The sequence below is a fragment of the Photorhabdus kayaii genome, assembly GCF_025384895.1.
Lineage (GTDB): Bacteria > Pseudomonadota > Gammaproteobacteria > Enterobacterales > Enterobacteriaceae > Photorhabdus > Photorhabdus kayaii.
The window spans coordinates 1-22249 of the sequence record NZ_JAJAFZ010000067.1 but is presented as its reverse complement, the minus strand read 5'-3'; the positions used below and the strand labels follow the sequence as shown (position 1 = coordinate 22249).

General features: G+C 38.2%; 39 protein-coding genes and 2 pseudogenes. 14 read left to right on the top strand and 27 right to left on the bottom strand.

Features of this window, described 5'->3' with window-relative positions; genetic code table 11:
• Positions 1 to 165 precede the first annotated feature (165 nt).
• The 3 genes and pseudogenes from LGZ98_RS19245 to LGZ98_RS19235 form a co-directional block, all read left to right on the top strand.
• Positions 166 to 444: pseudogene (locus LGZ98_RS19245) on the top strand (DNA-packaging protein); the annotation flags it as partial.
• Positions 445 to 1319: 875 nt separating this feature from the next.
• A pseudogene (locus LGZ98_RS19240) lies at positions 1320 to 1938 on the top strand (tail fiber protein); the annotation flags it as partial.
• 230 nt (positions 1939 to 2168) lie between these two features.
• A complete protein-coding gene (locus LGZ98_RS19235) occupies positions 2169 to 2795 on the top strand; it encodes a tail fiber assembly protein (RefSeq protein WP_113043468.1) in 627 nt (208 codons plus the stop codon).
• Between the two features lie 336 nt (positions 2796 to 3131).
• On the opposite strand, the gene LGZ98_RS19230 is transcribed toward LGZ98_RS19235, so the two are convergent.
• The 26 genes from LGZ98_RS19230 to LGZ98_RS19105 form a co-directional block, all read right to left on the bottom strand.
• A complete protein-coding gene (locus tag LGZ98_RS19230) occupies positions 3132 to 4148 on the bottom strand; it encodes a tyrosine-type recombinase/integrase (RefSeq protein ID WP_113043418.1) in 1017 nt (338 codons plus the stop codon).
• Positions 4148 to 4372 carry a DUF4224 domain-containing protein gene (locus LGZ98_RS19225; protein WP_113043417.1) on the bottom strand — a complete coding sequence of 75 codons (225 nt, stop codon included), beginning with the start codon at positions 4370 to 4372 and terminating at the stop codon, positions 4148 to 4150. Before LGZ98_RS19225 ends, LGZ98_RS19230 begins: the two co-directional genes overlap by 1 nt.
• 24 nt (positions 4373 to 4396) lie before the next feature.
• On the bottom strand, positions 4397 to 4627 hold the full coding sequence (locus LGZ98_RS19220) for a hypothetical protein (protein WP_262978425.1): 231 nt from the start codon (positions 4625 to 4627) through the stop codon (positions 4397 to 4399).
• Positions 4628 to 4695: 68 nt separating this feature from the next.
• Entirely contained in the window at positions 4696 to 4950 is a 255-nt protein-coding gene (locus LGZ98_RS19215) for a hypothetical protein (RefSeq protein ID WP_113043415.1), read from the bottom strand.
• Positions 4937 to 5566: an MT-A70 family methyltransferase gene (locus LGZ98_RS19210; RefSeq protein ID WP_191214852.1), complete on the bottom strand. Its 630-nt coding sequence runs from the start codon at positions 5564 to 5566 to the stop codon at positions 4937 to 4939. The genes LGZ98_RS19215 and LGZ98_RS19210 overlap by 14 nt, the downstream gene beginning before the upstream one ends.
• A gap of 34 nt (positions 5567 to 5600) precedes the next feature.
• Positions 5601 to 5855: a DUF5405 family protein gene (locus tag LGZ98_RS19205; RefSeq protein ID WP_040154023.1), complete on the bottom strand. Its 255-nt coding sequence runs from the start codon at positions 5853 to 5855 to the stop codon at positions 5601 to 5603.
• 15 nt (positions 5856 to 5870) lie between these two features.
• Positions 5871 to 6068 (bottom strand): hypothetical protein, encoded by a 198-nt coding sequence (locus LGZ98_RS19200; protein WP_113042430.1) that lies wholly within the window; start codon positions 6066 to 6068, stop codon positions 5871 to 5873.
• A 2-nt stretch (positions 6069 to 6070) separates the two neighbouring features.
• Positions 6071 to 6286: a V-type proton ATPase subunit G gene (locus LGZ98_RS19195; protein WP_113042432.1), complete on the bottom strand. Its 216-nt coding sequence runs from the start codon at positions 6284 to 6286 to the stop codon at positions 6071 to 6073.
• Positions 6279 to 6938, bottom strand: coding sequence for a hypothetical protein (locus tag LGZ98_RS19190; RefSeq protein WP_262978424.1), 660 nt, complete (start codon positions 6936 to 6938; stop codon positions 6279 to 6281). The genes LGZ98_RS19195 and LGZ98_RS19190 overlap by 8 nt, the downstream gene beginning before the upstream one ends.
• Positions 6931 to 7386 (bottom strand): zinc-finger-containing protein, encoded by a 456-nt coding sequence (locus tag LGZ98_RS19185; RefSeq protein ID WP_228900548.1) that lies wholly within the window; start codon positions 7384 to 7386, stop codon positions 6931 to 6933. Before LGZ98_RS19185 ends, LGZ98_RS19190 begins: the two co-directional genes overlap by 8 nt.
• Positions 7387 to 7656: 270 nt before the next feature.
• On the bottom strand, positions 7657 to 8196 hold the full coding sequence (locus LGZ98_RS19180; RefSeq protein ID WP_262978423.1) for a 3'-5' exonuclease: 540 nt from the start codon (positions 8194 to 8196) through the stop codon (positions 7657 to 7659).
• Positions 8197 to 8215: 19 nt separating this feature from the next.
• The gene (locus LGZ98_RS19175) at positions 8216 to 8827 is read right to left on the bottom strand and encodes a DUF669 domain-containing protein (RefSeq protein WP_262978422.1); all 612 of its coding nucleotides are present in this window, start codon (positions 8825 to 8827) and stop codon (positions 8216 to 8218) included.
• Between the two features lie 11 nt (positions 8828 to 8838).
• Positions 8839 to 9495 carry an ATP-binding protein gene (locus tag LGZ98_RS19170; RefSeq protein WP_262978421.1) on the bottom strand — a complete coding sequence of 219 codons (657 nt, stop codon included), beginning with the start codon at positions 9493 to 9495 and terminating at the stop codon, positions 8839 to 8841.
• Positions 9467 to 9721, bottom strand: a complete 255-nt coding sequence (locus tag LGZ98_RS19165) for an exonuclease domain-containing protein (protein ID WP_262978420.1) — start codon at positions 9719 to 9721, stop codon at positions 9467 to 9469. The genes LGZ98_RS19170 and LGZ98_RS19165 overlap by 29 nt, the downstream gene beginning before the upstream one ends.
• Positions 9722 to 9723: 2 nt before the next feature.
• On the bottom strand, positions 9724 to 10044 hold the full coding sequence (locus tag LGZ98_RS19160) for a hypothetical protein (protein WP_262978419.1): 321 nt from the start codon (positions 10042 to 10044) through the stop codon (positions 9724 to 9726).
• A gap of 554 nt (positions 10045 to 10598) precedes the next feature.
• The gene (locus tag LGZ98_RS19155) at positions 10599 to 11501 is read right to left on the bottom strand and encodes a hypothetical protein (protein ID WP_262978418.1); all 903 of its coding nucleotides are present in this window, start codon (positions 11499 to 11501) and stop codon (positions 10599 to 10601) included.
• 23 nt (positions 11502 to 11524) lie between these two features.
• Positions 11525 to 11782, bottom strand: coding sequence for a hypothetical protein (locus tag LGZ98_RS19150; protein ID WP_113042455.1), 258 nt, complete (start codon positions 11780 to 11782; stop codon positions 11525 to 11527).
• 38 nt (positions 11783 to 11820) lie between these two features.
• Entirely contained in the window at positions 11821 to 11967 is a 147-nt protein-coding gene (locus LGZ98_RS19145) for a hypothetical protein (protein WP_191214854.1), read from the bottom strand.
• 14 nt (positions 11968 to 11981) lie between these two features.
• Positions 11982 to 12173: a hypothetical protein gene (locus LGZ98_RS19140; RefSeq protein ID WP_113042457.1), complete on the bottom strand. Its 192-nt coding sequence runs from the start codon at positions 12171 to 12173 to the stop codon at positions 11982 to 11984.
• Between the two features lie 15 nt (positions 12174 to 12188).
• Positions 12189 to 12368, bottom strand: a complete 180-nt coding sequence (locus LGZ98_RS19135) for a hypothetical protein (protein ID WP_011147150.1) — start codon at positions 12366 to 12368, stop codon at positions 12189 to 12191.
• Between the two features lie 77 nt (positions 12369 to 12445).
• Entirely contained in the window at positions 12446 to 12703 is a 258-nt protein-coding gene (locus tag LGZ98_RS19130) for a hypothetical protein (protein WP_262978417.1), read from the bottom strand.
• Positions 12704 to 12805: 102 nt separating this feature from the next.
• Positions 12806 to 13288, bottom strand: coding sequence for a hypothetical protein (locus LGZ98_RS19125; protein WP_262978416.1), 483 nt, complete (start codon positions 13286 to 13288; stop codon positions 12806 to 12808).
• A gap of 14 nt (positions 13289 to 13302) precedes the next feature.
• The gene (locus tag LGZ98_RS19120; RefSeq protein ID WP_262978415.1) at positions 13303 to 13626 is read right to left on the bottom strand and encodes a hypothetical protein; all 324 of its coding nucleotides are present in this window, start codon (positions 13624 to 13626) and stop codon (positions 13303 to 13305) included.
• Positions 13627 to 14058: 432 nt separating this feature from the next.
• The gene (locus tag LGZ98_RS19115) at positions 14059 to 14955 is read right to left on the bottom strand and encodes a hypothetical protein (RefSeq protein ID WP_262978414.1); all 897 of its coding nucleotides are present in this window, start codon (positions 14953 to 14955) and stop codon (positions 14059 to 14061) included.
• Positions 14952 to 15539 (bottom strand): DUF6932 family protein, encoded by a 588-nt coding sequence (locus LGZ98_RS19110; RefSeq protein ID WP_262978413.1) that lies wholly within the window; start codon positions 15537 to 15539, stop codon positions 14952 to 14954. Before LGZ98_RS19110 ends, LGZ98_RS19115 begins: the two co-directional genes overlap by 4 nt.
• 201 nt (positions 15540 to 15740) lie before the next feature.
• The gene (locus LGZ98_RS19105) at positions 15741 to 16184 is read right to left on the bottom strand and encodes a helix-turn-helix domain-containing protein (protein WP_262978412.1); all 444 of its coding nucleotides are present in this window, start codon (positions 16182 to 16184) and stop codon (positions 15741 to 15743) included.
• Between the two features lie 118 nt (positions 16185 to 16302).
• On the opposite strand from LGZ98_RS19105, the gene LGZ98_RS19100 reads away from it, so the two are divergent.
• From LGZ98_RS19100 to LGZ98_RS19055, 11 genes are all read left to right on the top strand, one after another.
• The gene (locus tag LGZ98_RS19100) at positions 16303 to 16509 is read left to right on the top strand and encodes a Cro/CI family transcriptional regulator (RefSeq protein WP_166310401.1); all 207 of its coding nucleotides are present in this window, start codon (positions 16303 to 16305) and stop codon (positions 16507 to 16509) included.
• Between the two features lie 142 nt (positions 16510 to 16651).
• Positions 16652 to 16969: a CII family transcriptional regulator gene (locus LGZ98_RS19095; RefSeq protein WP_262978411.1), complete on the top strand. Its 318-nt coding sequence runs from the start codon at positions 16652 to 16654 to the stop codon at positions 16967 to 16969.
• A gap of 106 nt (positions 16970 to 17075) precedes the next feature.
• Positions 17076 to 17861 carry a replication protein gene (locus tag LGZ98_RS19090; protein ID WP_262978410.1) on the top strand — a complete coding sequence of 262 codons (786 nt, stop codon included), beginning with the start codon at positions 17076 to 17078 and terminating at the stop codon, positions 17859 to 17861.
• Positions 17858 to 19261, top strand: a complete 1404-nt coding sequence (locus tag LGZ98_RS19085) for a DnaB-like helicase C-terminal domain-containing protein (protein WP_262978409.1) — start codon at positions 17858 to 17860, stop codon at positions 19259 to 19261. Before LGZ98_RS19090 ends, LGZ98_RS19085 begins: the two co-directional genes overlap by 4 nt.
• Positions 19262 to 19519 (top strand): Lar family restriction alleviation protein, encoded by a 258-nt coding sequence (locus LGZ98_RS24340; RefSeq protein ID WP_390904708.1) that lies wholly within the window; start codon positions 19262 to 19264, stop codon positions 19517 to 19519.
• Between the two features lies 1 nt (position 19520).
• Complete coding sequence (locus LGZ98_RS19080) at positions 19521 to 19841, top strand: DUF2591 domain-containing protein (RefSeq protein WP_262978408.1); 321 nt, start codon at positions 19521 to 19523, stop codon at positions 19839 to 19841.
• A 193-nt stretch (positions 19842 to 20034) separates the two neighbouring features.
• Positions 20035 to 20478 (top strand): YbcN family protein, encoded by a 444-nt coding sequence (locus tag LGZ98_RS19075; protein WP_262978407.1) that lies wholly within the window; start codon positions 20035 to 20037, stop codon positions 20476 to 20478.
• Positions 20475 to 20669, top strand: coding sequence for a ClpX C4-type zinc finger protein (locus LGZ98_RS19070; RefSeq protein ID WP_262978406.1), 195 nt, complete (start codon positions 20475 to 20477; stop codon positions 20667 to 20669). The genes LGZ98_RS19075 and LGZ98_RS19070 overlap by 4 nt, the downstream gene beginning before the upstream one ends.
• Positions 20629 to 20832, top strand: coding sequence for a NinE family protein (locus LGZ98_RS19065; RefSeq protein WP_262978405.1), 204 nt, complete (start codon positions 20629 to 20631; stop codon positions 20830 to 20832). Before LGZ98_RS19070 ends, LGZ98_RS19065 begins: the two co-directional genes overlap by 41 nt.
• Entirely contained in the window at positions 20792 to 21400 is a 609-nt protein-coding gene (locus LGZ98_RS19060) for a recombination protein NinG (protein WP_113040763.1), read from the top strand. The genes LGZ98_RS19065 and LGZ98_RS19060 overlap by 41 nt, the downstream gene beginning before the upstream one ends.
• Positions 21401 to 21581: 181 nt before the next feature.
• Positions 21582 to 21980, top strand: coding sequence for an antiterminator Q family protein (locus tag LGZ98_RS19055; RefSeq protein WP_262978404.1), 399 nt, complete (start codon positions 21582 to 21584; stop codon positions 21978 to 21980).
• Between the two features lie 85 nt (positions 21981 to 22065).
• On the opposite strand, the gene LGZ98_RS19050 is transcribed toward LGZ98_RS19055, so the two are convergent.
• On the bottom strand, positions 22066 to 22249 hold a 184-nt coding region (locus LGZ98_RS19050), incomplete at its 5' end, for a hypothetical protein (protein ID WP_262978403.1).

Genomic DNA, 22249 nt, shown 5'->3' with positions numbered 1-22249 from the left:
AGGCAATTGTAAATATTATTAAAAACTGCCAATGATCAGGGAATGGGCTATAGAATTGAGGTGTTGTATTAACAGTGATTGGCGTGAATTGCAAGAGGGATTGTTTTTACAATAATTCAATATATTGATTATAAAATAACATTATTTAATTTCAGGAGAAAGTACATGAGTTATAAGAATGATTTTAAGGCTTTTTCTATTGGTGATAATGCGCATGTGGTAAATCAAGAAAAATATGAAGAAAACCAAAGTTTGAAGACTGGATTTACACCAGATAATGTTCCTACTCACTTATTAAATAAGGTATTACGTCAAGCATCAACCATATCATCTATCGTGGCTGATTTTATCGCGACACGATCTGGCAATGATGTTCTGGATGATGGAAATATAGCCAAACTCACCACTCAATTAAATAAAGCACTAGAGCAAAAAATTACCTCATCCACCGTTCGGTTATTTCACTTGTAATTTTTACCCTTTTTTAACGACCAACTATAATTCATTGATTTTTAATGAAATTTAACCTGTCTCATAAAAAAGGGTTTTTTTGCTTTTGATAAATATATTCTTTGATAGTCAGTGAGTTGGAGTTAATATATAACAGTGCACTGCCGTACAGGCAGCTTAGAAATAGACCCTGATGCAATGATTGTTGGTGAAATTGTGCACTGCCGTACAGGCAGCTTAGAAATTGTTCATAACGCCAAGACAAACCAAATCGAGGTGCACTGCCGTACAGGCAGCTTAGAAATAGAAAGTCTAATGGAGATGAAGCCTTTGTTGATGTTCCGGCAAGTGTTGCAGTTAATGTATTGTTGTTAAATACAATGCTGCAAACAAAAACAAATAATGCAGAGCTAGCGAGAAAAATAGGAACGTTTCCGCAAGATGTTCAACGTATAGTCTCATTGCGTCACAACACGAAGATTGACACGGTAGAAAGCGCGTTAAATGTTCTTGGTAAAAGATTGAATCTCGCTATTAGTTAACAACTTATTACACACGTTCAAAGGCTGCGCATTGCGTGGCCTTTTTTATTGATAGATAAAATTTTCTTTTCCATCGGTTCTACGAATAGAGAGAATAGTTTTCAGATGTTAAATATAAATGGTTTGGGCATGTTTTCAATTCTAAAATATTTAATTACTTATTGCCGCTAATTATATAAAAATAGTCAATCTCCTAATAAATAGGAATGCTGTATTACTCTTCTTTCTGAACTAGACTTTGATTTTAATGAATTACCGGCGGATTATTTTTACAGTAATTAAATATGTTGATTATAAAAAATATTATTTTTCTTAAGGAGTAAGGATATGAGTCAAAAAAATGATTTTAAAGCTTTTTCTATTGGTAATAATGCTAATGTAATTAGCCAAGAAGGATATGAAGCAAATCAGAATTTGCAGACTGGGTTTCCACAAGATGGTATTACCACTGATATGCTAAATAAGGCATTACGTCAGTCGTCCACGATATCCTCTGTAGTCGCTAATTTTATCGCCACACAATCTGGCAATGATGTTCTGGATGATGGGAATATAGATAAACTCAACGCTCAATTAAATAGAGCACTGGAACAAAAAACAAAAGTTTCTGATGCTTCATTAACACAGAAAGGTATTGTTCAACTTACAAATGTGGTTGGCAATAGCAATACATTGGCTGTTACACAAAAACTTGCTCAGGAAATAATAAATTCATTACGTGAAGAAATTAATATCCCTGTGGGTTCCCCCATTCCGTGGCCGTTACCCTATCCACCTATCAACTATCTCGTTTGTAACGGTGCATTTTTCAATAAATTGCAGTACCCAAAGTTAGCAGAAGCTTATCCTGACGGCAGATTGCCCGACCTAAGGGGAGAATTTATCCGTGGCTGGGACAGTGGTCGAAATGTGGACCCATCTCGTTCAATATTGTCATGGCAAGAAGGGGCTTATTTGTTACAGAATGTTGATCGGGCTAATAATTTTATGATTACCCTCTCACGCAATGAGTTTGCAAAATTGCAGTGGGATATTCCCCAAAATAAAAATACTTCGGTAAAAGCTGTATATTATAAAGCTCAGGCAGACTGGATTGCGAATTCCGCATTTATAGGGGTATCGAGGCCCCGTAATATAGCATTTAACTACATAGTGAGAGCAGCAGCATGCAGCATAATGACAGAACAAAAATACGCTTTAGAACATGAAACCGCCGTATTGGGTGAAGACGGATTAGCAATTCAAGCCGGCTGGATAAAAGTTTATCACACGGATCAAATAACAAGAGAATTTACTCACGCTGATATTGAACATGTCATGCTCGGTGTCAGTTTGTCAGCGAATTCTTATTTAGATGCACCAGACTTTCCCGATTCTGATGATGTGGCTGTTTGTCGCAGTGAAGACGGTAAGTGTTGGGAAATCGTCCCTGATTATCGGGGGAAAATAGCTTACGACACGTTAACACGAACTCAACAGAAAATCACTGAACTGGGTGAATTACCTGAAACTCTAACCTTCAAGCAACCGACCACTGATTTTGATAAATGGGATGGCACAAAATGGGTCACTGATAATGTAGCTCTAAAAGCAAATCAGATTGAACAAGCGGAGCAGCAGCGTGTAATTCTGTTGCGACACGCGAATGAATTCATTACATTACTGCAAGATGCTGTTGATTTAGATATCGCTACCGAAGTAGAAAAATCCGCTTTACTGACATGGAAAAAATATAGGGTAATGCTCAATAGAGTAAATATTTCGCTGTCTCCCGATATTGAATGGCCGGAACAGCCGAGGTAAAGAGTATAATGAAAGGATATAGTGATTTCCATCACGAAAAAAAGCCACCTTGCGGTGGCCTTTTCTTTTTCCTAACTCACTGTTTTACAGTAAGTTTCTATATGGTGCCCAGGGCGGGACTTGAACCCGCACAGCCTTAAGGCCGAGGGATTTTAAATCAGGTGTTATAATGATATTTATCAGATAGTTACTTTCTATTTTCACTATAAAAAGAAGTTTTGTCGATTAACAAAATCAATTAATTAAAAACCGTAAATAATTAATATAGTGAAGATAAAAGGGCTCGAAATAGAAAGGATTATAAGTCCCTTGGCATTAAATTATCACATATAACAGCTATTTTTCTTGACCACCAACAACAGGAACTATTTTCACTTTTCTGTCATATCTAGCAGTTTGAGTAATATTTTTATGCCCTGAAATTTTTTGTTTTTCTGTTAGCGGGCCATCCAAATCAGATATCCCCTTCGCTTTCAGATCATGAAATGTAAAATTGAAATCTAATTCCGGAAATTTTTTGACAGCTTCTTCATGTGCTTTGCTCCATCTACTATTAAATCCATCCCTGGTATATCTGGAACCTTTACGTTGGTGAACTACATATATACTACTAATCCCGTCCGCTAGCGGTAACGATTTACTCATTTCAATAACGTTATTTAGTCGCTCTGTCCACCCTTTAATTTGTGCAACGGCTGTTTTCCCCTGCTTAATAAATATTCCTGCATCGCTTATTTGTGCATATGTCATAGCCAAAACATCTGCCTGCCTGGCACAGCAGAGATAAGCAAGTTCCATTGCTACTTTAACGACTGGAGGGGAAACAGAATAGAGGGCATTGTATTCATCATCGGTAATATACCGATCTCGCACTTTTTCTTTAAATTGCCGCACACCCCTGCATGGGTTTCCTTTAACAAACCCACGCTCATAAGCCCATCTATAAACACTGGATAAAAAGCTCTTCTCCCTGTTTGCCTGAACTTTACTCTTCAACCCGCGCTTATCCATATATTTTCTGATATGCTCTGGCTTGATATTATCTGGTAGCATCTTCCCAAAAACAGGCAGTAATTTGTTTGAATACTTATGGTAATCTTTTTGAGTCTCCGCGCTTAAATCTGTAAAGTCGGGTGAAATGAAGAAGGCCTTCACTAGCCCTGAAAGTGTTTCCTGTTCTTTCTGCTCAGATAATAGTTTTTCATATGCTACCCAAACTTCTGCTTGGGTAGATGAAAAACCACATAAACGGATAGTTCGACTATCTGGAGTCAGGAACTCATAAGCCGATCGCCCTCTGCGAACTCGTGGGGGCATCCAATTATCCGCTGAGTTTTTACGTTTCCTTCCCATTAATCTAAAGCTCCGAAATTGGGTTCTTGGGGAGATGGGATATTTCTAATTCTTTGTGTTAACGGATTGTTGAAATGCTCCCATGTCGTTCTGGGTTTACCATCTCGACGGATTACAAAAAATATTCCAGCCTCTTTTAATGCTTCGCATTGTTTGGATGGGATTTTGTATCCTGTTAGTTCTGCGATATCTGTGTCGCTAATAATGCAGGTTTGCGCATCCATATTGACCTCAATTATCTGATGGATTTATATTTGTTCTTTTTGCAAATTTCTCACATACTGAGCAAGCCAGTTTTTCGGACTGGCTTTTTTCTTCTGATGCTCAGACATAATTAATTTGAATCGTGATGTATATTTATCGAGTATTGCTGTGACTGTTTTATCGTCGTATTTGTTAAGAGCAGTTAGCTCACCACGTAAGCATTCCCTTGCTATTGCCCGGCGTCCGTTCTCAAGGGCCCAGTTATCGTGGCTCATTTTGAGCTACTTTATTCCCATATTTATCTATCATCCATTGTTCAAACTCTGCACGTAATTTATCCATATCACACCTTAACTAATGTATCTTTCCAGTCGATATCTTTTAAATCAACAATCGCGACTGGCATAGAAAAATAATCAAATGTCGCGCTAGAAGATTCAAGCCATAATCCATCGTTTGATCTCGGCTCTTTGAGATATGCATATATAATTCCGTCTTTGTCTGCGGCTAGATACTTTATAAATCTCAGAACTGTTAATTGAATGCCGAAATAATCGACGGTCTTTGTTTCTATCGGTAGTGATTTAATAAGTTTCATGTGATTTTATTTCCTGTATAAATTCAATGTTATTAATTGGGGACTCATTCCCCCATGTATGCCATCCCTGAATTTCTTCTCTTGCGAATAGTTCAATGCGTGTGACATTTCCATATAGTTGTTCAAGTCTGTTTCTGACCTCCCACGGCTTTTGTGAATGCTCTCCTGTGCAAGAGAAAACCACTTGCTTCACTGCCGCACTAATCCGTTCAAGTCCGTTTCCGCGAACCGCGAGCAATACATCCTCTGTATTTGCCCGCGTGTAGTTACCCATTCCGATCGCCGTTTCTTTGTTTAATATCTCCATGAAATCAAAGAAATCTTGAACTCCGTTTTTATCTATCCGATCGCCAGCTAATTTATTTAATTTCACCCATGTGAAGAGCTTCATTGTTTTAACTTTGAATCCCCAAGCTTCGGCTAATTTAATTGCCTCCACTACAAAATTACCCGTATACCACATTGCTAGAACTGAGTTGTCGGCCGCTATAGAATGAATGGGGAGTTTAGTTAAATCGAAGAAAGATGTTGTCTTATAGTGATTGTCCGCCGCACCGTTTGAAGCTTTATTATTGTACTGCCACGGTGGGTCGGCATAAATAAGTTCATATTTCATCAAACTAAATCTCACATAGTAATTTAAGATTGAGTCACTTTATTTTCAATGAAATTTCTGTTGCAACTTGATTTATTTTATCACTCATATCTTGCAGTGATTTAATGTCGCTACGACGAATTTCTAATAAAATTAATTTCTTAATTAATTGCTCTAGACGGGGATAATAGCCGATTGTTTGCAATCTCTCTTGACCGATGTTTTTACCTTCTTTGTTTATTTTAATCTCATTAAGAATGAACTGATACTCATCTGATGTGATGACATATTTATCTAATCTTATTTCCATGCTCACTCCAATTATTCATAATTTTCTGCCGCAATCTGGACAATAACGAAAATAATACACAATTCCGGGATGAGGAACTTCTTTGCGCTTAGTGTCAATATTGAATTTATCAATTATTTTATCGAACTTGCTTGTTTCTTCTTCCCATTCAGCTGTTGATATTTTCCGAGTGCCGATCATGCCGGCAATGCAATTACATTCGTCATCGTTCATATCTAATCGCTCCAACAAGATAAAGCCTCTTTCGCTGCATCGTGCGGATGAATATATTTCCAGTCTCCATCTTTTCTAGAATATGATTCGATTTCGCACTCAGCCGCTTCTTTTGCTTCTGATAAACTAGCTCCGCGATACACGAGAGTATTTATCATGTATCGCTTGAACATTCGTTTCCATATGAAATAGAAATAGTGACAGAGATAATCATTCATTATTTATCTCCGGCGCGGTTGGACGAATAAACTCAGCCCATGCAATAACTTTTTCATTTTCTTCCAATAAATCAACCCAACTTGAATAATCAGGATGTGAATATTCTCTTGCCCAACCGACTATATTTATCCAATCGTAGTGATCGTCTGATATTGCCCAGTCAGGTAAATCGTCGTGCCATTCATATTCATGTTTTCCTGTCGGTGTTGGTTTATTAGCATAAATTAAAGTAGTTACATAAAAATGTTGTTTAATGGGGTCACAAACAAGTTCGCGCTTATTTGTTTCTTCATTATAAAGATAATAATCTTTTTTCACAGTTTTTTTAATATAAGCCCAATATTTTTTCTCTTCACCAATATTAATTTTAGGATGTCCTGTAAAATTCCAGTCAATATTAAGCATTGATTCAATTTTTTCTATTACTTGTCCGAGCGAACCTGAATCATTTTCTGCTTTAATACCGGCCGCATTAGCTATAGCAGCAAGACCCTTGCAAGAGTCATAAAACATTTCTTTATAGCTATCGCATTCTTTGCGAAGAGATTCCAATTTATCAGCAATCTCATTCAAAATTAAATAATCGTTACAACTTGCTACTCTTGCTAATTCTTGACATGCGGATATTAAAGATTCTGTATTTTTAGTCATGATAATTACCTCTTTTCTTAATAATCATATTTTCACAAATTTTTTTAGCTCGATAACACGTGTCAATATCGAACCAACCGAAGTGGCATTCGCATTTATTGATACCTAATTTTTTTGCTAGCCATTTATACGCATCCGTGCGACTAAATTTCCATCTCTCACGCATTTCTTCAAAATGCCAATGCCCACTCATTCTAGCGTTCCTCGTGGCTTTATCTGCCAGATATCCCAGCGGAATATCTGTATATGGATGCATTCCTACATACGCTTTACACTCAGTACAAATATATAACCACGGCCATTTACTGTGTGCTTTGCCGAATATCTTTTTATGATGAGCTATTATTACGTCGCCATTGCAGTAGTGACAATTAACTGGCATTGGTAGCGGGTCTTTAACCCGCTGAATAGCTCGTTTGCTGGGATTCCACGGTGTTTTCTGCATCATAGTCACCTCTATTATTAATTAATATAACGATTGCCGATATATTCATTGTCCATTTCAGCAATTAACTTAGTTCTCAATTCCGTAAGAATCTGTCGCTCTTCATGCGTACTACATGAAGTAAATGCAGTGGAATATTCAACATGATGCTTATTTAAGTCTTCATTAAACGAGATAAAAATTTCTAACTTCACAGCCATAAATCACCTCACTTAAATTGATTGATTTTTACATCTTTCGGGATTCCCGATAATAAATACGCTATGAGTAAAATTATCTCGTCAGAGCCTGGTAAATAGTTGAAACATATTTTGCCTGATGCATTGCATCGTCTAGCGCATTGTGTCGTATTCCGTCAAATTGTATATCGTTTTTTGGGTCGATACCGATTGTGTGTCCCAGTTCAACTATCGTTCTGACGTCTCTATCGTTCCAAAAATACCAGAAAACGGGAATACCACAATTTTCATAAGCCGAGCGCAGAATAATGTTGTCGAATGTGGCACCGTTACCCCACACTTTTATGTCTGCCGTCTGAGTAAATTCACTGAGTTCATATAAAACTGAGAAAAGGGCAGGCAGTTCATAACAATAAATTTCGGCGCGTGCTTCATCGCTTCGTTGTAACCACCACCTCACCGTATCCCCGTCTACAGTTCCGCCATAACTGATCGAACTCGCTAAATCAACGGGACTGTAAAATGTATCGCCAATCTCGCCAGTATTGGGATTAAAAAATACCGCTCCGATAGAGACGATAGCCGCGTTAGGCCCGGTTCCCATTGTTTCTAAATCCAGCATTAAATTGTTCATTAACTTAATTTCCTGTTTTTTAAAATGGAGAGAAATTATCGTCGTATTGCTCATATTGATGATTATTTTGATTTTGATAATTATTTTGGTTGTTATGCTGTGATGACTTATTCCTCTCATCTTTATCTTTTAAAGTTGAAACAATCTTATTTACAGTCTCAGCAACCTTACCACTCTCAATTTCTTGCAATGTTTGCCCAGTCTTAGCAACGAATGGAATTCTTATATCAAAACTGAATGTATCACTTCCGTCTGTTCTTTTTGTTCTCAGCGTCTTTTGAAGCACCAGACCGACTATTTTCCCCGTCAATTCCGGCGCGATACATGTATTTGCATCTTTCGTTACTTGGGTTAATTGCTTAACCCCGGCACAACCCATAATCGCGTTAATCATATTAATGCCATATTGATTATCTGTACCATCATTTTTCTTACAACAAACATTCAAATAATTAACTTTTCGTCCATCGTCTGACTCGCCAGAAATTTCAATAAAGTGGGCTCCCTCTTTCCCTTTTGTAAATTTGGCTTCATTGATGGTGATAATATAAGCCCCGTTTTCTGTGATAAAGCTACTCTGACCCACTGACAAAGCAAGTTCTTTGTTATAAACAAACATAACATTATTCATTTCATTTAACCTTATTTGTTGATTTCGTAATAATGACAAATTGTTTCATCGATAACAGCTAAATCATTTTCTATTTCATGTTTATCGAACATGCCCATCGGGGATTTAACTGTATCGTAGCCGTTGTTTCTTGTTGAGAAAAAATAATTCTCATCCTTGACAATTGTTCTTAATACTATTGTAAACATTCCCTCGATTGTTATTTTTTCATCCAGCATTTTCCCAATTGTTTTTATTTTAACCTTCCCTGTTTGTGTTTCTTCTGTATGAGACAGAAAATAAACTCGCAAATCGTCCGGGGTTCCATTTATTGCTTTGTCAATGATATTCCATGCATGACTACCGATTTCCGTAAATTTATCGAATGATTTTTCATCAGAGCGACGCATAAATTCATTTGCCATTAAATATTGAAAGTCATCGATGATAACGATTTTCTTTCCATATGAGTGAGCTTTTATTATTGCACCCTCAATATGACTATATTTATCTGAAATAAAAACGGAGGTTTCCGGTTTTTCCCTGTCCCACAATTTCCACGATGTGGATTTGAAGGGTAGCGGTTTCCTTACTGTCTTGACCAGCAAACAATCTGCCGGATTTAAATTTCTGAGACTCGTTGACTTCCCTGTCCCTGATTCACCCAAGATTAATGTTGCTGTTCCCATTAACTACCTCGATAACTTGATCAATCAACGGAGAATTAATCACCATTTCATCAGTAATATGATGAGTTGCCATTGCCGATACTGAAATAGATTTTTGAGGGTTTATTAAATGGGATTGTTGAGTTGAATAATTGACTTGCATATCAATGATATCAATACTTGCTATTTCAACAATACCACTATCTAAATCACACGTTTCTGTATCTACCACTCTATATATAGCCAAAATTAATCTCCGGTAAAAATACCGCCATGCCGACGCGTTGGATTATCGCCGCGATAGTGGTCATATTCTCGTTTGTGGGTTTTGAAATATTCCCGCCACTCCAAAGCTTTATGCGTTTCCCGCTTATTGATTAAATCAGATGGGAGGGGCGGGTGATTTAATGCAGCATCGAGATTTGCATTCCATAGTTTTTCTGCGATTGCCATATTCGATAATTTAAAAACATTGGGGTGATGATTTCCGTTAATTATCTCCCTGACTGCCGCTATAGCTTCCTGCTTATTCTTGAAAATATCCGGGGCTCTTATTAGATATCCGTTCATGTAAAATCTCCGTTAAATTCAATTGAGCTAATCGGCATATTCATATCCAAGGATTGGATAGAGCGCTTATATTCAATCTCCCCGTGCTCGATAATTTCTTTGTCTGAATAGCCGATTTTTTTATAGAATTCCGTTTCTTTATTATTCCACTGATGAGAGTTCATATTACAAAGCCTCGATTTTGTAACCCTTATTTTTGAAATACTCTTTTACTTCGTTGAAACAAAGATTAGTTGAATTAAGTACTTCCTCGGAATTTCCATGTATAACAACATTCCCAGTTATTTCGATTTCATTTTTTCTACTAGAGTGCTTGACTTTAAAAGAGTCACAATTAACTATAAGCATAATTACCTCATGAAAATTAAAATTAACGTTGTAAACAGAACTAAACAGGCGGGAAATAACATAGCAAAGAGCCACTCTTTAATCATCTTCATATGCCAACCTCAGATATTGCATTGCGATATTCCATATTATTTGGCTATCTATATTACGTGCCATTCTAGCTTTAGACTGAGCTAAGCTAAAAATATGTTTGTTTATTTTCATAATTAATAGATGATTTTTAAGTGAGATGTTTTACCTGCCGCAATAGCTTTAATGCAATTCATTGCGCATTCTTTCGGGATTCCGGCTTTGATTAACTCTTGCAGAGACTCATTGTTAATACGTTTACGATGTTCAATGTCAGCCATACGACGAATTTCTTCATCTTTCTGACGCTGAATTTCAGCAAGACGGGACCGTTCAGCGGCTTCTGCTTTGCGCCGCTCAGCATCAATTGCAGCTTGTTTTTCACGCTCAGCACGCTCTAGGGCTTCAAATTTTTCACGTTCTGCACGCTCCGCTGCCGCCTTGGCTTCAGCTTCTCGTCGTGCTGCGGCTTCGATTTCTGCCAACGCTTTACGCTCAGCATCGATACGAGCCTGCTCTGCTGCCTGCTGCTTAATTTCTTCCTCGCGAGCAATACGAAGACGTTCATGTTCGGCTTTCTTTTCTGCCAAATCTCTATCGAATTTTTCATTCATTAACAGAGCGATTTCATGATCGACTTCAACTTGTTTTGCAAGTTCCGCAGCTGCTATTCGAGCATCTTCTTCGCGCTTAATACGCTCTTGTTCTGCTTCCCAGTCAGTCAAAGGCTTACGAACTTCATCACGTAGCTCATTGCATGCATCAACAAAGCGCTTAATTTCTTGCTCTGCTGGTCTTACAGCTTCTTTGAGTCGCTTAAGATACTCGCGACCCGGTTTTTCTATTGCTGTTTTGCTACGTGAAACCTGTGCAGCTAATGACGCGATTCTGTCACGACCTTTTTTTGTTGTTAAATCTGGAACTTCATTTACTGATTCTCGAATTTTATTTAAAAATCCGTCAAGCCCGTTTGAGATATACAGAGCCGGGGCCTGTTCTGGTTTTATATCGATAACAATCAATTCATTTTTATCTGACATTGTTTAGTCCTCATTAAGTGTTATTACCCCGACATTCCTTCAACTTTTGCCGGAAAAGTCAAATAATAGTTAAATTCAGCCCCGACTTCTTCAATGCAAACCGGGTAGTCAAGATTAGTTTTATGTTGAAGTTCATTTATCTCTTTAGTCTTTGTTAAATCATAAACAGATAAGTCATTATCTCCAATTGTATAAAATCCAAGTCTTTCCGACGGACATTCATCTAAAACTTTTTGCAATTTATTAAGCCATATTTTTTCTTCACTGTTTAATTTACTCATTAATTTCTCCGTTAATAATTAGCATCCCTGCCAGTTAATTAAAAGTTAATCCATTGCCGCGCGTTATTTCTATTTCTCCACGCGAGAGAAACATACATTTTGCGCATTTCAGAACCGCGACGATAGATTTTAGCTTCTGATAAATAGCGAGCTTGTTCAGCTTTACACTCAGTTGAAAATTTCATTTTTGATTTCATTTTTAATCCTCTAATTCGTCTGGATAGCTCATCCAACAGTCGAGTCTAATAAATCTATTATCAGATTCGATAACAACATTTTCGGGTTCAACTGTTAGCCATCCGCCGTTAAACTCATCTGGAATTTCTAGTTCACGGCTCTCCCAATCTTCGAAGTGTTCTTTTAGCAGTTCAATTAGTTCTGCTATTGTCATGATAGTGCACTCCTATTATTGACGTTCGCTTTCAATCCAAAATTCAACCCATTGCTTAGCGCTATCTATTCCCCAAAGATTGGCGGCAGCGTTTTTATTTGCATGTGCGGCAGTGGATTCAGATTCTGAAAAAGAGATATATAAGCCATTATCAGTGAATATATCTTGAACTTCTTGTGATGTGATTGTGTTCATTGTTTAATCCTATAGTTAATTGATAGTTGGCTTCCCTGCCTATATATCCATATTTTCCCAAGCGTGGCGAAATGAATTCACGCAATCAGTCCTGAAATTATTTTTTCAGACATTTGTTTTGCTTCATTTAATTTATTCAATCTCTCAGTTAGCTCTATTTTTTTACTGTTTAGGGCATCAGTGATAAGTTTATTGTCGGCGGGAGCATTGACACCCACATCATTAACTACGGCTATACACAATTCATTCCCGTTGATGCGAAGAAGCACGCGTTCTATTCGCGCGATATCATTCCTTGTATCACGTATTTCGCTTAATAACTTTTCAAGTTCCACTTTTATTCTCCTATGATTAACTCACCACAGCCCACTCAATCTATAAATGAGCTGGAATTAGTTAATTGGCAATAAAAAACCCCGCATTGGCAAGGCTGGTTTTTAGTTTATAGCCTGCTTGTATAAACTATTAAATACATCTCGAAATATTGGATATTCTTCTTTCGGGATCTTATTTACGTATCTATGTGAAATAGTTCCAGTCTTTTCATTAAGAACTATCCTTCCGCTTTTTACGCCATTAACAAAAAAGAACCTTGGGAACTTACGCCACTGCACAATAATTCCTTCATTAATTGCGTTCCGAAGATAATCAGGAATATCAATAGATGCAGTCGTTACAGTTTTATTTTCTTCATGTTCGATTGCATCTTTAGTTTTCTGAATGCTTTTTTCTATATTTCGCAAAGCATCATTTTGTTTTTCCCATTTATTAAGTGTTGCGCGTCCATTACGTTTATCATTAAGCGGTTGACCGTTCGTCTGCTTAACTGTATCGAAGTGATTTTGAAGGCACTTATTGAATAGCGCTTCTTTCTTTGCTAATGACGCTTTTAAAATTTCAAGGCGCTTACTCATTTCCATAATTAACCCCCCCTTTATCTAATTGAATAAAACCAAGCATCTTGCAAACAGCGACTACCCGTAATTTCATGCTTATCATTACTCTTTAAAGCAATAATCAGATTTGCCAGTACATCAGTTTCATCGACTGGCTTAATGATTGAATCGATAATTTCATTAACAGATCGACTTCTGGGTTTTGCTTCATACTCAGCGCGTTTCTTATCCCAAAATGCCATTTGTTTTGCCAGGCGACGAGACTTTGCATTGTCTTTTTTGGGCTTAATAGTGACAGTTGGTTTAATTTCACTGTCTGCCAGTTTTTTTATTGTGAGAACTGGACGTTTTGAAGTAGCCATATTTTTTGCCTCATAAGTAAGTTTTAGTTGTGGACTTCCACACCAAAACCTACTCGCGGGGTTGCTCTAACATTTATTCAGAGCGATTAATCGTCATATTGTTAAAGAGCGAAACTTCCTTTTAATTACTGCTTCCTGGTACTGCGTTGTTTCTTAGCACTTGCGAATCATCTACCTTTTCATACGCCGGTAGCGGCTACTTCGTGGGCTTTCCTTGCCTGTTCGCTATCTTGTGTGCCTTTGATGATTGAAGTATCACTCATAGTAATAAAATAGTCAACACTAACGGTGATAATATTTTATTACTATGAGTGATAACCTTGTTTTTACAGACAATTTATTTTCAAAAAATTTCTAGATGGGGAGATTTGAGCTGATTTGGTGGGGAGAGGGTATAAAAAAGCCCTCAAAGGAGAGGGCTATAGATGGGCATCACCAGTCTGGGAGCTCACGCAATGAGTATTTTATTTTGCCATTACCTACTTGTGTACAGAGAAAGCTTGCTTTCGCTTCTTGTCCCAAATGGTTATTAATAACATCAGGGTGTTTGATGTTTGAGCTGATTTTTGCAACAGAAACAATTTCGTCATCAATGATGACAAATTCGCACTGTCTCTTATGTGGCAAAACACCACTGAATTTAACTGAAATTACCTTTAATTCCTCTTTGATATTTTCTTTACTTAATTTTTCTATCGATAAATTTATTTGATTGATATCATTGAATATAAGAGATTCATTACCATGTTTTAAAGTAAATATGGTTCTATTCTCAGATAGAATCTTCATGAAACGCCTTATTTTATCTAGGGTTTTGGTATCTAAGTCTGCTATAGCATCAGCAAGTCCATCATCATCGGCATTTACACTCATTTGTAAAATGGAGAGAGTCTTAGCCATTGCCTTGGACATCAAAGTCTCTTCATCAAAATCAAGTGGTGGTTCTGGGTGAAATTCCTCAAGAGTAAAACCGAATGATCCTTTTGCTGTACCTGTTATCATCAACATATTTTCATTTCTGCCTTTACTCTGAATGCTAGAAAACGAACTCGCAATTAAAGATATGGCATCATTAAAAGCACCAACAATTTTTGCACTGAAATTAGCAGCAATGCCATGTGTACCTAAAACCGAGTCCCCTTTGAATGTTATGGTAGCTTTGGCTTGAGGATGAACTTGAGGAATATTATTTTTAATAGTTTTATTAAGCTCTTCCAATCGACCTTCTAAGCTCATTCTACTAATGATATCTTCCTCTGAGGTGTTTCTAAGCATGGATAAAACTTCATCACGTTCGCTAAGAACGAACAAATAATCATCACGATTCATTGCTCACCCCCTTCAGATGAAATTTTAACTAAGATTAATTTTGCATCAGAATCATACTCAGGAGAAAGTGGAATTTGCAAAAAACCTTTCCATGTTAGATCTCTTCTATGAGACCACATACTGTACCAATATACAGTTCTTTCTACCAGATTTCCACTTGCAACCTGTAATGATTGGAAATAAGAATCTACATGGTAATTCTCTTTTCTCCACTCTGCACTATTCGGTTGGAATAGCTCCGGATTGCGAGCAACAATGGCAGCTTGAGAGTCCCCAGGATGAATATTGAAAAATGTTACAACATCAATATCGTTAGGGGGTCTTTTCTCAAGAAGCTCAATGTTTTCATTAAAACTTCCATTAATCCATTGAAACCCATCAACTAATCCCACTTTATGAAGCTCTGCTCGAAACTCCAAAAAACCTTTTAGAATTGATATTCTTTTGGGAGTAGTGGAGAACTTTTCGACAAATTTCACTATATTTGTTTTGTATGGCGATCTATATGCACCGGCTGGATGGGCTTCATCCATTGGTGGGATAACGCCTAGACTATTCCAACCCGGGACATCAATATCAACCATTACAAGCCCTTTATCATTTCCCTAAACAGGTCAGGATTATCTTGAATCCTACCTTATGATTATTAATCATGATGACTATACCTCATGATTACCATTGCCCCAGCGCTTACACAGTTCCGAGAATAAGGAACACTTTGTTATTAAAAACATGACAAACGTAACAATTTCACACGTTAATATTTGCACTTGAAATTTATATCATTAACCTGCTTTACTGCCCCTCTTCGCAAGCATTTCATCGAAAATTTTATCAAAATGTGCTTTCTTGGCTTTCATCTCGCGTAGAAATTTTTGAGCTTCTTCGCTTGGCAGTCCATGATAAATATTAAGCAATTCTTCTTGTTCTTGAGTTAAACGTTTAGATATCTCATTCTTTCCATTTTTATCAACGATATATTTTGCCAATTCTGCGATTTCAGCAGCAAGAGAGGGGCTAAAGTCATCAATATTGATTTCAAGAACTTTAGCGAACTTTGCTGCATGGAATACATTTATTGCATTTTTTGCATTTAATAATTGCGTGACACCACTTTGACCCATTCCGATTTTTTCAGCCAATATATCTTGGGAAAGCCCCAATGTTTTTTTCTTCGCTTCATAAATCGCTTTGAGACGTTGTGCGTCATCAATTTGACTATCTGTCAATGGAATCTTCTTCATCGTTAGATTTTATAACTTAAAGTCATAATTACAAATCACCGTTAGTGTTGACTATTTTATTACTATGAGTGATACTTGTGTTGTTATTGTTTAGGAGAATCCTATGGACAGAATTCCGTTATCAGATTTTGTATCCAAAAATGGTCAAGAAGAAACAGCTGCTTTATTTGGAATTAACCAAAGCGCAATTAGCAAAGCTCTCTCTATTGGGAGAAAGATCACTGTAATTGTTCACAGTGATGGGCGAATTGAAGCTGAGGAAATTAAGCCGTTTCCAAGCCAGGTAAATAAACCGCGCGAGCCGGTATAGCTCGCATGCTCTTTAACAATCCGCGTCCTACGCTGCAAAGTGTAGATTCCCTGTTTAAGCAATAGGGATTCCCTGCCAAACGGGGAGCGTAGCCCAATTGTTGGGTTATTAACTTTTTAATTAACTTAGGAAAGTATGACAAATGAATATCGCAATGGAACGCAAAACTAAAGAAATCGAATCACGGATTCGAAAGGGGATCATCATTACCGGGCCTAAGCATGTTGCTAATGCTGTTGGCGTGCATCAATCACAGATAAGCCGCTGGCAAGCAGAAGAGACGGGCTTTGTGACTAAAGCCGCCAAGCTACTGGCTGCTATTGGGTTTGATGCAAATGTACAGGAAGTAGTTATTCATGGAGAAGAAACAGCACAGATAGCTAAAGCGTTGCAAGAGATGCTATCTCACTTAAAAGAAAAAGCCCCGTCTGTTACAGCAGATGAGGCTAATCAAATATGAATCAAGCGGGGGAACTCTCACTTTCCCCATCACCACTAACATAGGTAAATATCATGTCAAAAAAACAGCGATTTTACAAGAAAAATCAAGCTGAAAAGGAGGTCACATGAACACAGCGGAGGTAATTAATTTTCCCGCACCCCAGCGCCGGGAGGTTGTTAAAGTGGCTGATGTTGAAGATGGCTATACGCGCATCGCTAATGAACTTTATGAAGAGTTGATTGGGGCGAATCTTACACGGAATCAAGCAAAAGTAGCTCATGCCGTTTGCAGGAAAACTTACGGCTTCAACAAGAAGATGGATCGGATTGCTGACAGCCAAATAGCTGAGTTAACAAAACTGCCTCGGCAGAAAGTAAACAAGGCTAAAAATGAGCTTATCGCTATGAAAGTATTGATAAAGGAAGGGCAATTAATCGGACCCAATAAGAACCTTTCGGAATGGGAAATTCCAGAGTGTCACCAAAATAGTGTCATTGTCACCAAAACCGTGACAGGGCTGTCACCAAAAAAGGGACACACAAAAGACACTATTACAAAAGACAAAAAAGACATACCCCCTAACCCCCATTCGGGGCTTAGCCAAATTAGGCCGGTTAAATCTAAAAACCTAAAAATTCCGTACATGGAAATTATGGAGGCATATAACGAGGCTGTCGGAGATAAGTTACCCAATGCTGAGAGCCTGAACGAAAAACGAAAACGAGCAATCAAAAAATTGTGGGGTGAATTAAGTCACCAGACAGTTGAGGCGGCGACAAAGTACTTCGAGGCTTTTGTTGCAACTGCTAAGCCATTTTACTTTGGTGAAAACGACTCAGGCTGGAGAGCTAGTTTTGATTACCTGCTTAGGTCGGACACACTGACAAAAACGCGAGAGGGGGCGTTATGACTGATTTAGATCTACCTGTTATGCCACACAATATTGAAGCTGAACAAAGTGTTCTGGGCTCTTTGTTGATTGACTCACAGAGTGATAATTCTCAGCGAGTATTTTCAAAACTTAAACCCGAATTATTCTACAGCAGACCGCACCAAACGATTTTTGAACATATGCTTGATATGAATCGACGTAAGCAGACTGTAGATTTAATTACTGTTTCTGACAGTTTGGAGTCTCATTCTGCACTGAGTCACGTTGGTGGATTTGCTTATCTGGCCGAATTAAGCAGAAATACGCCAAGTGTGGCTAATATCGTTGGATATGCCAAAGTTGTTCATGAAAGAGCAATTGAGCGGTTTGCTATTCGCAAAGCGAATCAGATCTCCGAATTATTCTACTCCCGTAATGGAATGACAGCAGTAGAGAAACTGGAGGCAGCGCAAGCATTAATCACGGAAGCGGCAGATCATGCGAAAATTGGCGTTAAGCGCGGACTGGTCAGAATCGATGATGTTATTTGCGATTGGTTTTCTGGTGTTGAAGCGCGTTTCAATAATCCTGAATTACATGCTGGACTGAAAACCGGTATTCGTGATCTGGATGAAATGCTGGCTCCCAAATACTTGGTTAACGGCGCACTGTTTGTTGTTGGTGCTCGTCCGAAGATGGGAAAAACAACGGTACTCTCTGAGATTGCTAAAAACGTTGCAGTGGAATTACCTGTTGCATTATTCAGTATGGAGATGACAAACGAGCAGATTGTTGAACGCATGGTCAGCCAAAAATCCAACGTCAACACAGACACGCTTTACGGTGGTACAGATAGCGATACTGACTGGAATTTGATCGGTATGGCTATGTTAGAACTGAAAGAAAATCCAAATATTTGGGTAGACGATACGCCAGCCATGTCCCTGGCACATATTCAGTCTGAATGCCGAAAGCTTAAGCGCAAAGTTGGGCGTATTGGTTTCATCGGCGTGGACTATTTAACTCTGATGAAAGCGGAAAAAGCCGATCGTAATGATCTCGCATACGGAAATATCACGAAAGGACTTAAGAACCTGGCTAAAGAGTTGAATACCGTTGTTGTGTTACTGACACAGCTTAATCGTAATCTGGAAGACCGGGCTAACAAGCGCCCGATGCCAAGCGACAGTCGGGACACCGGCCAGATTGAACAAGATTGTGACTATTGGATGGGTATCTATCGCGATTCTGTTTATCACGATAATGCGGATAAGACGCTAACAGAGCTGATTTTACGTTCAAACCGTCATGGTAAAACCGGGACTGTCTATGTTGAGCAAAAGGGGCTTTGTCTCTTCCCTATCGATCAAATTGAAGGCGAGCGACGAGCGAATCGCAACGAAGAAAAATTCCGCAAACCCTACAGGAAGGATTTTTAAATGATTTATGACACTAAATTGCCGCATTATTTGACTCTTGATAAATGTCCGTTCTGTCAATGTGATGCTGCGTTATTTTCAGATGGAGGCGGGATTTATGCCGGGTGCGCTGGTGATAAATGTTTAATTAAGCCGATCACTCTCACATATGCGACAAAGCGAGATGCTATCAGAGCGTGGAACTTGCGAGCGCCAAATTCCGACTCAGATCCGATAATTCCTGTTTGGGGAAAATTAAAGGTAGTTAAAGGGGAATAATATGAAAATGAAAACAGAAAATTTAGCAGGCCGTGCGCTAGATTATGCAGTTGCTATTTGCGAGGGATGGAGTGCTGATTATTTAAATAAGAATCCTGATGCTATACCCGAATATTCGACAGAATGGAGTGAATGCGGCCCGTTGATAGATGAATATTACATCAGCGTTATTGAGCGAGTAGATTACTATGTAGCTGACAGACCGGGGTTTGGAGTGGCAAAAGGATGTACGGCAAAAGAAGCAATATGTCGCGCAATGATAACTGAGCTTGATGATGTAGAAATTCCCGATGAAATTTTAACAGGCGATGAATATGAGTGAAGAAAGAACATTTCTACAGTGTAGATGTGGCGGAAGGGCTATCAATTGCTGGGTATTGCGTGATTATAACGATGAAAGTAAAGGCAGGTGGCATTATCATAAATGTTTGCGCTGTCAAAATGAAGGTAAGCATTATTTCACATTGGAAGAATCAGAGGTCGCATGGAATAAGAAAGTAAATAATGGGGGATAAATGGAAGCTGATTTTTGTTTTCATGAATCAAATAAATCTCAGGCATGGGAAATATTGAAAGAAACACTTCAAACGAAACAACCGCATCGAATTATCATTAAACCTTGGAAAAATAAACGCTCATTATCTCAAAATGCCACGGCACATATGTGGTTTGGTGAGATAAGTCGTTATTTGCGTGCTAACGGTGCTAAATATTCACTGGAAGAAGTTAAGGAGATGCTTAAGCATACATTCTTGGGCTATGAAGTTATCGAGATAATGGATGTCACTACGCAGCTTACAGAGCGTGTCAGGACGCTTAAGCGAACATCAAAACTCGACACGGGTGATATGTTCCAGTTCATGGAAAGAGTTGAGCAATGGGCTGTGAGTATTGGTTGTTTCGTGACAATACCGGATAACAGCGAATATATGAAATTAAAACAGGAGCAAGATAAATGATAGCAGGTAATAAACACTGGTGTAACTTCTGTGGTAAATCACAGGATGAAGTTAATCATTTAGTTTCAGGAATGAATAACAGTGATATTTGTAATGAGTGTATTATCCAATGCGTTAATGTATTAATCAATAGAAAGTCGGATGAAATAAATGAGTCAGCAAACATCACAGACTCAGCGAGTCATCAATAATCTGATATATAAAGTCCCATCTAATAACAAATCAAAGCCAGTTCCCGCAGAGTCCGAAGTTGAAACATTTGATTATGTTTATCAGCTATTGCGGGCAAAGTGGGATAGACGGAGAGATAGAAATGAAAAAACTTCGAATAAGAAAGTGCAAGGCGTGCCGTAGAGAATATCAACCCGTTCGGCAATTACAAAATACGTGTTCAATTGAATGTGCAATAGTTAAAGGCAGTAAAGACCAAAAAAAGAAAAAGGAAAAATTAGAGCGGGAACTTAAAAAGAAACAGCAACAAGAATTAGCAGAGAAAAAAGATAAACTTAAAGCCCGTCGATTAGCAATAAAGCCCCGCAGTTATTTTATTCAGCAAGCCCAACGTTCTGTTAATGCATATATTCGTTATCGCGACAAAGATAAGCCCTGTGTTTCATGTGGGGCATGTGAATCTTCTCGATGGGATGCAGGGCACTATAGAACAACCTCAGCAGCGCCACAATTACGCTTTGATGAGCGCAATATTCAACGGCAATGTATTGTCTGTAATCAGCATCACTCGGGGAACCTGGTTCTATATCGAATTGAGCTTATTGAGCGGATTGGCATTGAAGCCGTTGAAAATATCGAGAGTAATCATGATCGGCATAGATGGACTATTGAAGAGTGCAAAGCGATCAAAGCTGAGTTTGATGAGAAATTGAAGAAACTCAGGAGCTTAAGCAATGACAATCTTCACTGATATATCGGCTGCGATTGATGAAGCTCGCTTCAGGAGTGGTATTACAGGCAGGTCATTTGCTGTTCTGCAATGCAAGTATGGTTTAAAAGTTATTCAGGATCGGAGAGTCAGGGGCAAAAAATACATAGTCATGTTCTCAACCAAATATGACAAATATCATTCAGTTCTCAGGGGGTAAATAATGCGTGATATTCAAATGGTACTTGAGCGTTGGGGATCATGGGCGGCAAATGATAACAGTGATGTTGATTGGTCGCCAATCGCGGCGGGGTTTAAAGGGCTGATCCCCAACAAAGCTAAATCGCGGCCACAGTGTTGTGATGATGATGGTCTTGCCGTGGATGCAGCTATGAGAAGGCTGAAAGATTATAATGCTTATTATTTTCAGCTTATTGTTATGTATTACGTGAGAAGAATGCCGCTTAGAATAATGGGGCCAAGGCTTGGTATTTCACATAATCAGGTAGCCAAACGACTACAATCAGCAGAAGGGTTTATCGAGGGATGTTTGGCAATAGCTAATGTTAAATTAGAAATAGATAAAGTAACTCAAAAAGAAAATATCTATCAGTTTGCATAAATAAGTGTTGTGTAATTACAAAAGTCACTATATTGTGATAAGAGTGATAGCAATGTCACACAGCTTATCGAATTAACAAGCCTCGCTATTCCGCGAGATTTTTCATATATAAAGCACATTCCAGGTCACGATTATTCGCGGCCTTTTTCTTTTCACGCCCGTTTAACGGGGTATCAATCCCCAACGGGGGTGGAAATATGAAGATGAAAAATAATCCTGATTTATGGGCTGAATTAATAGACGGCTTAAAACATTCGTGGCCGCAAGTA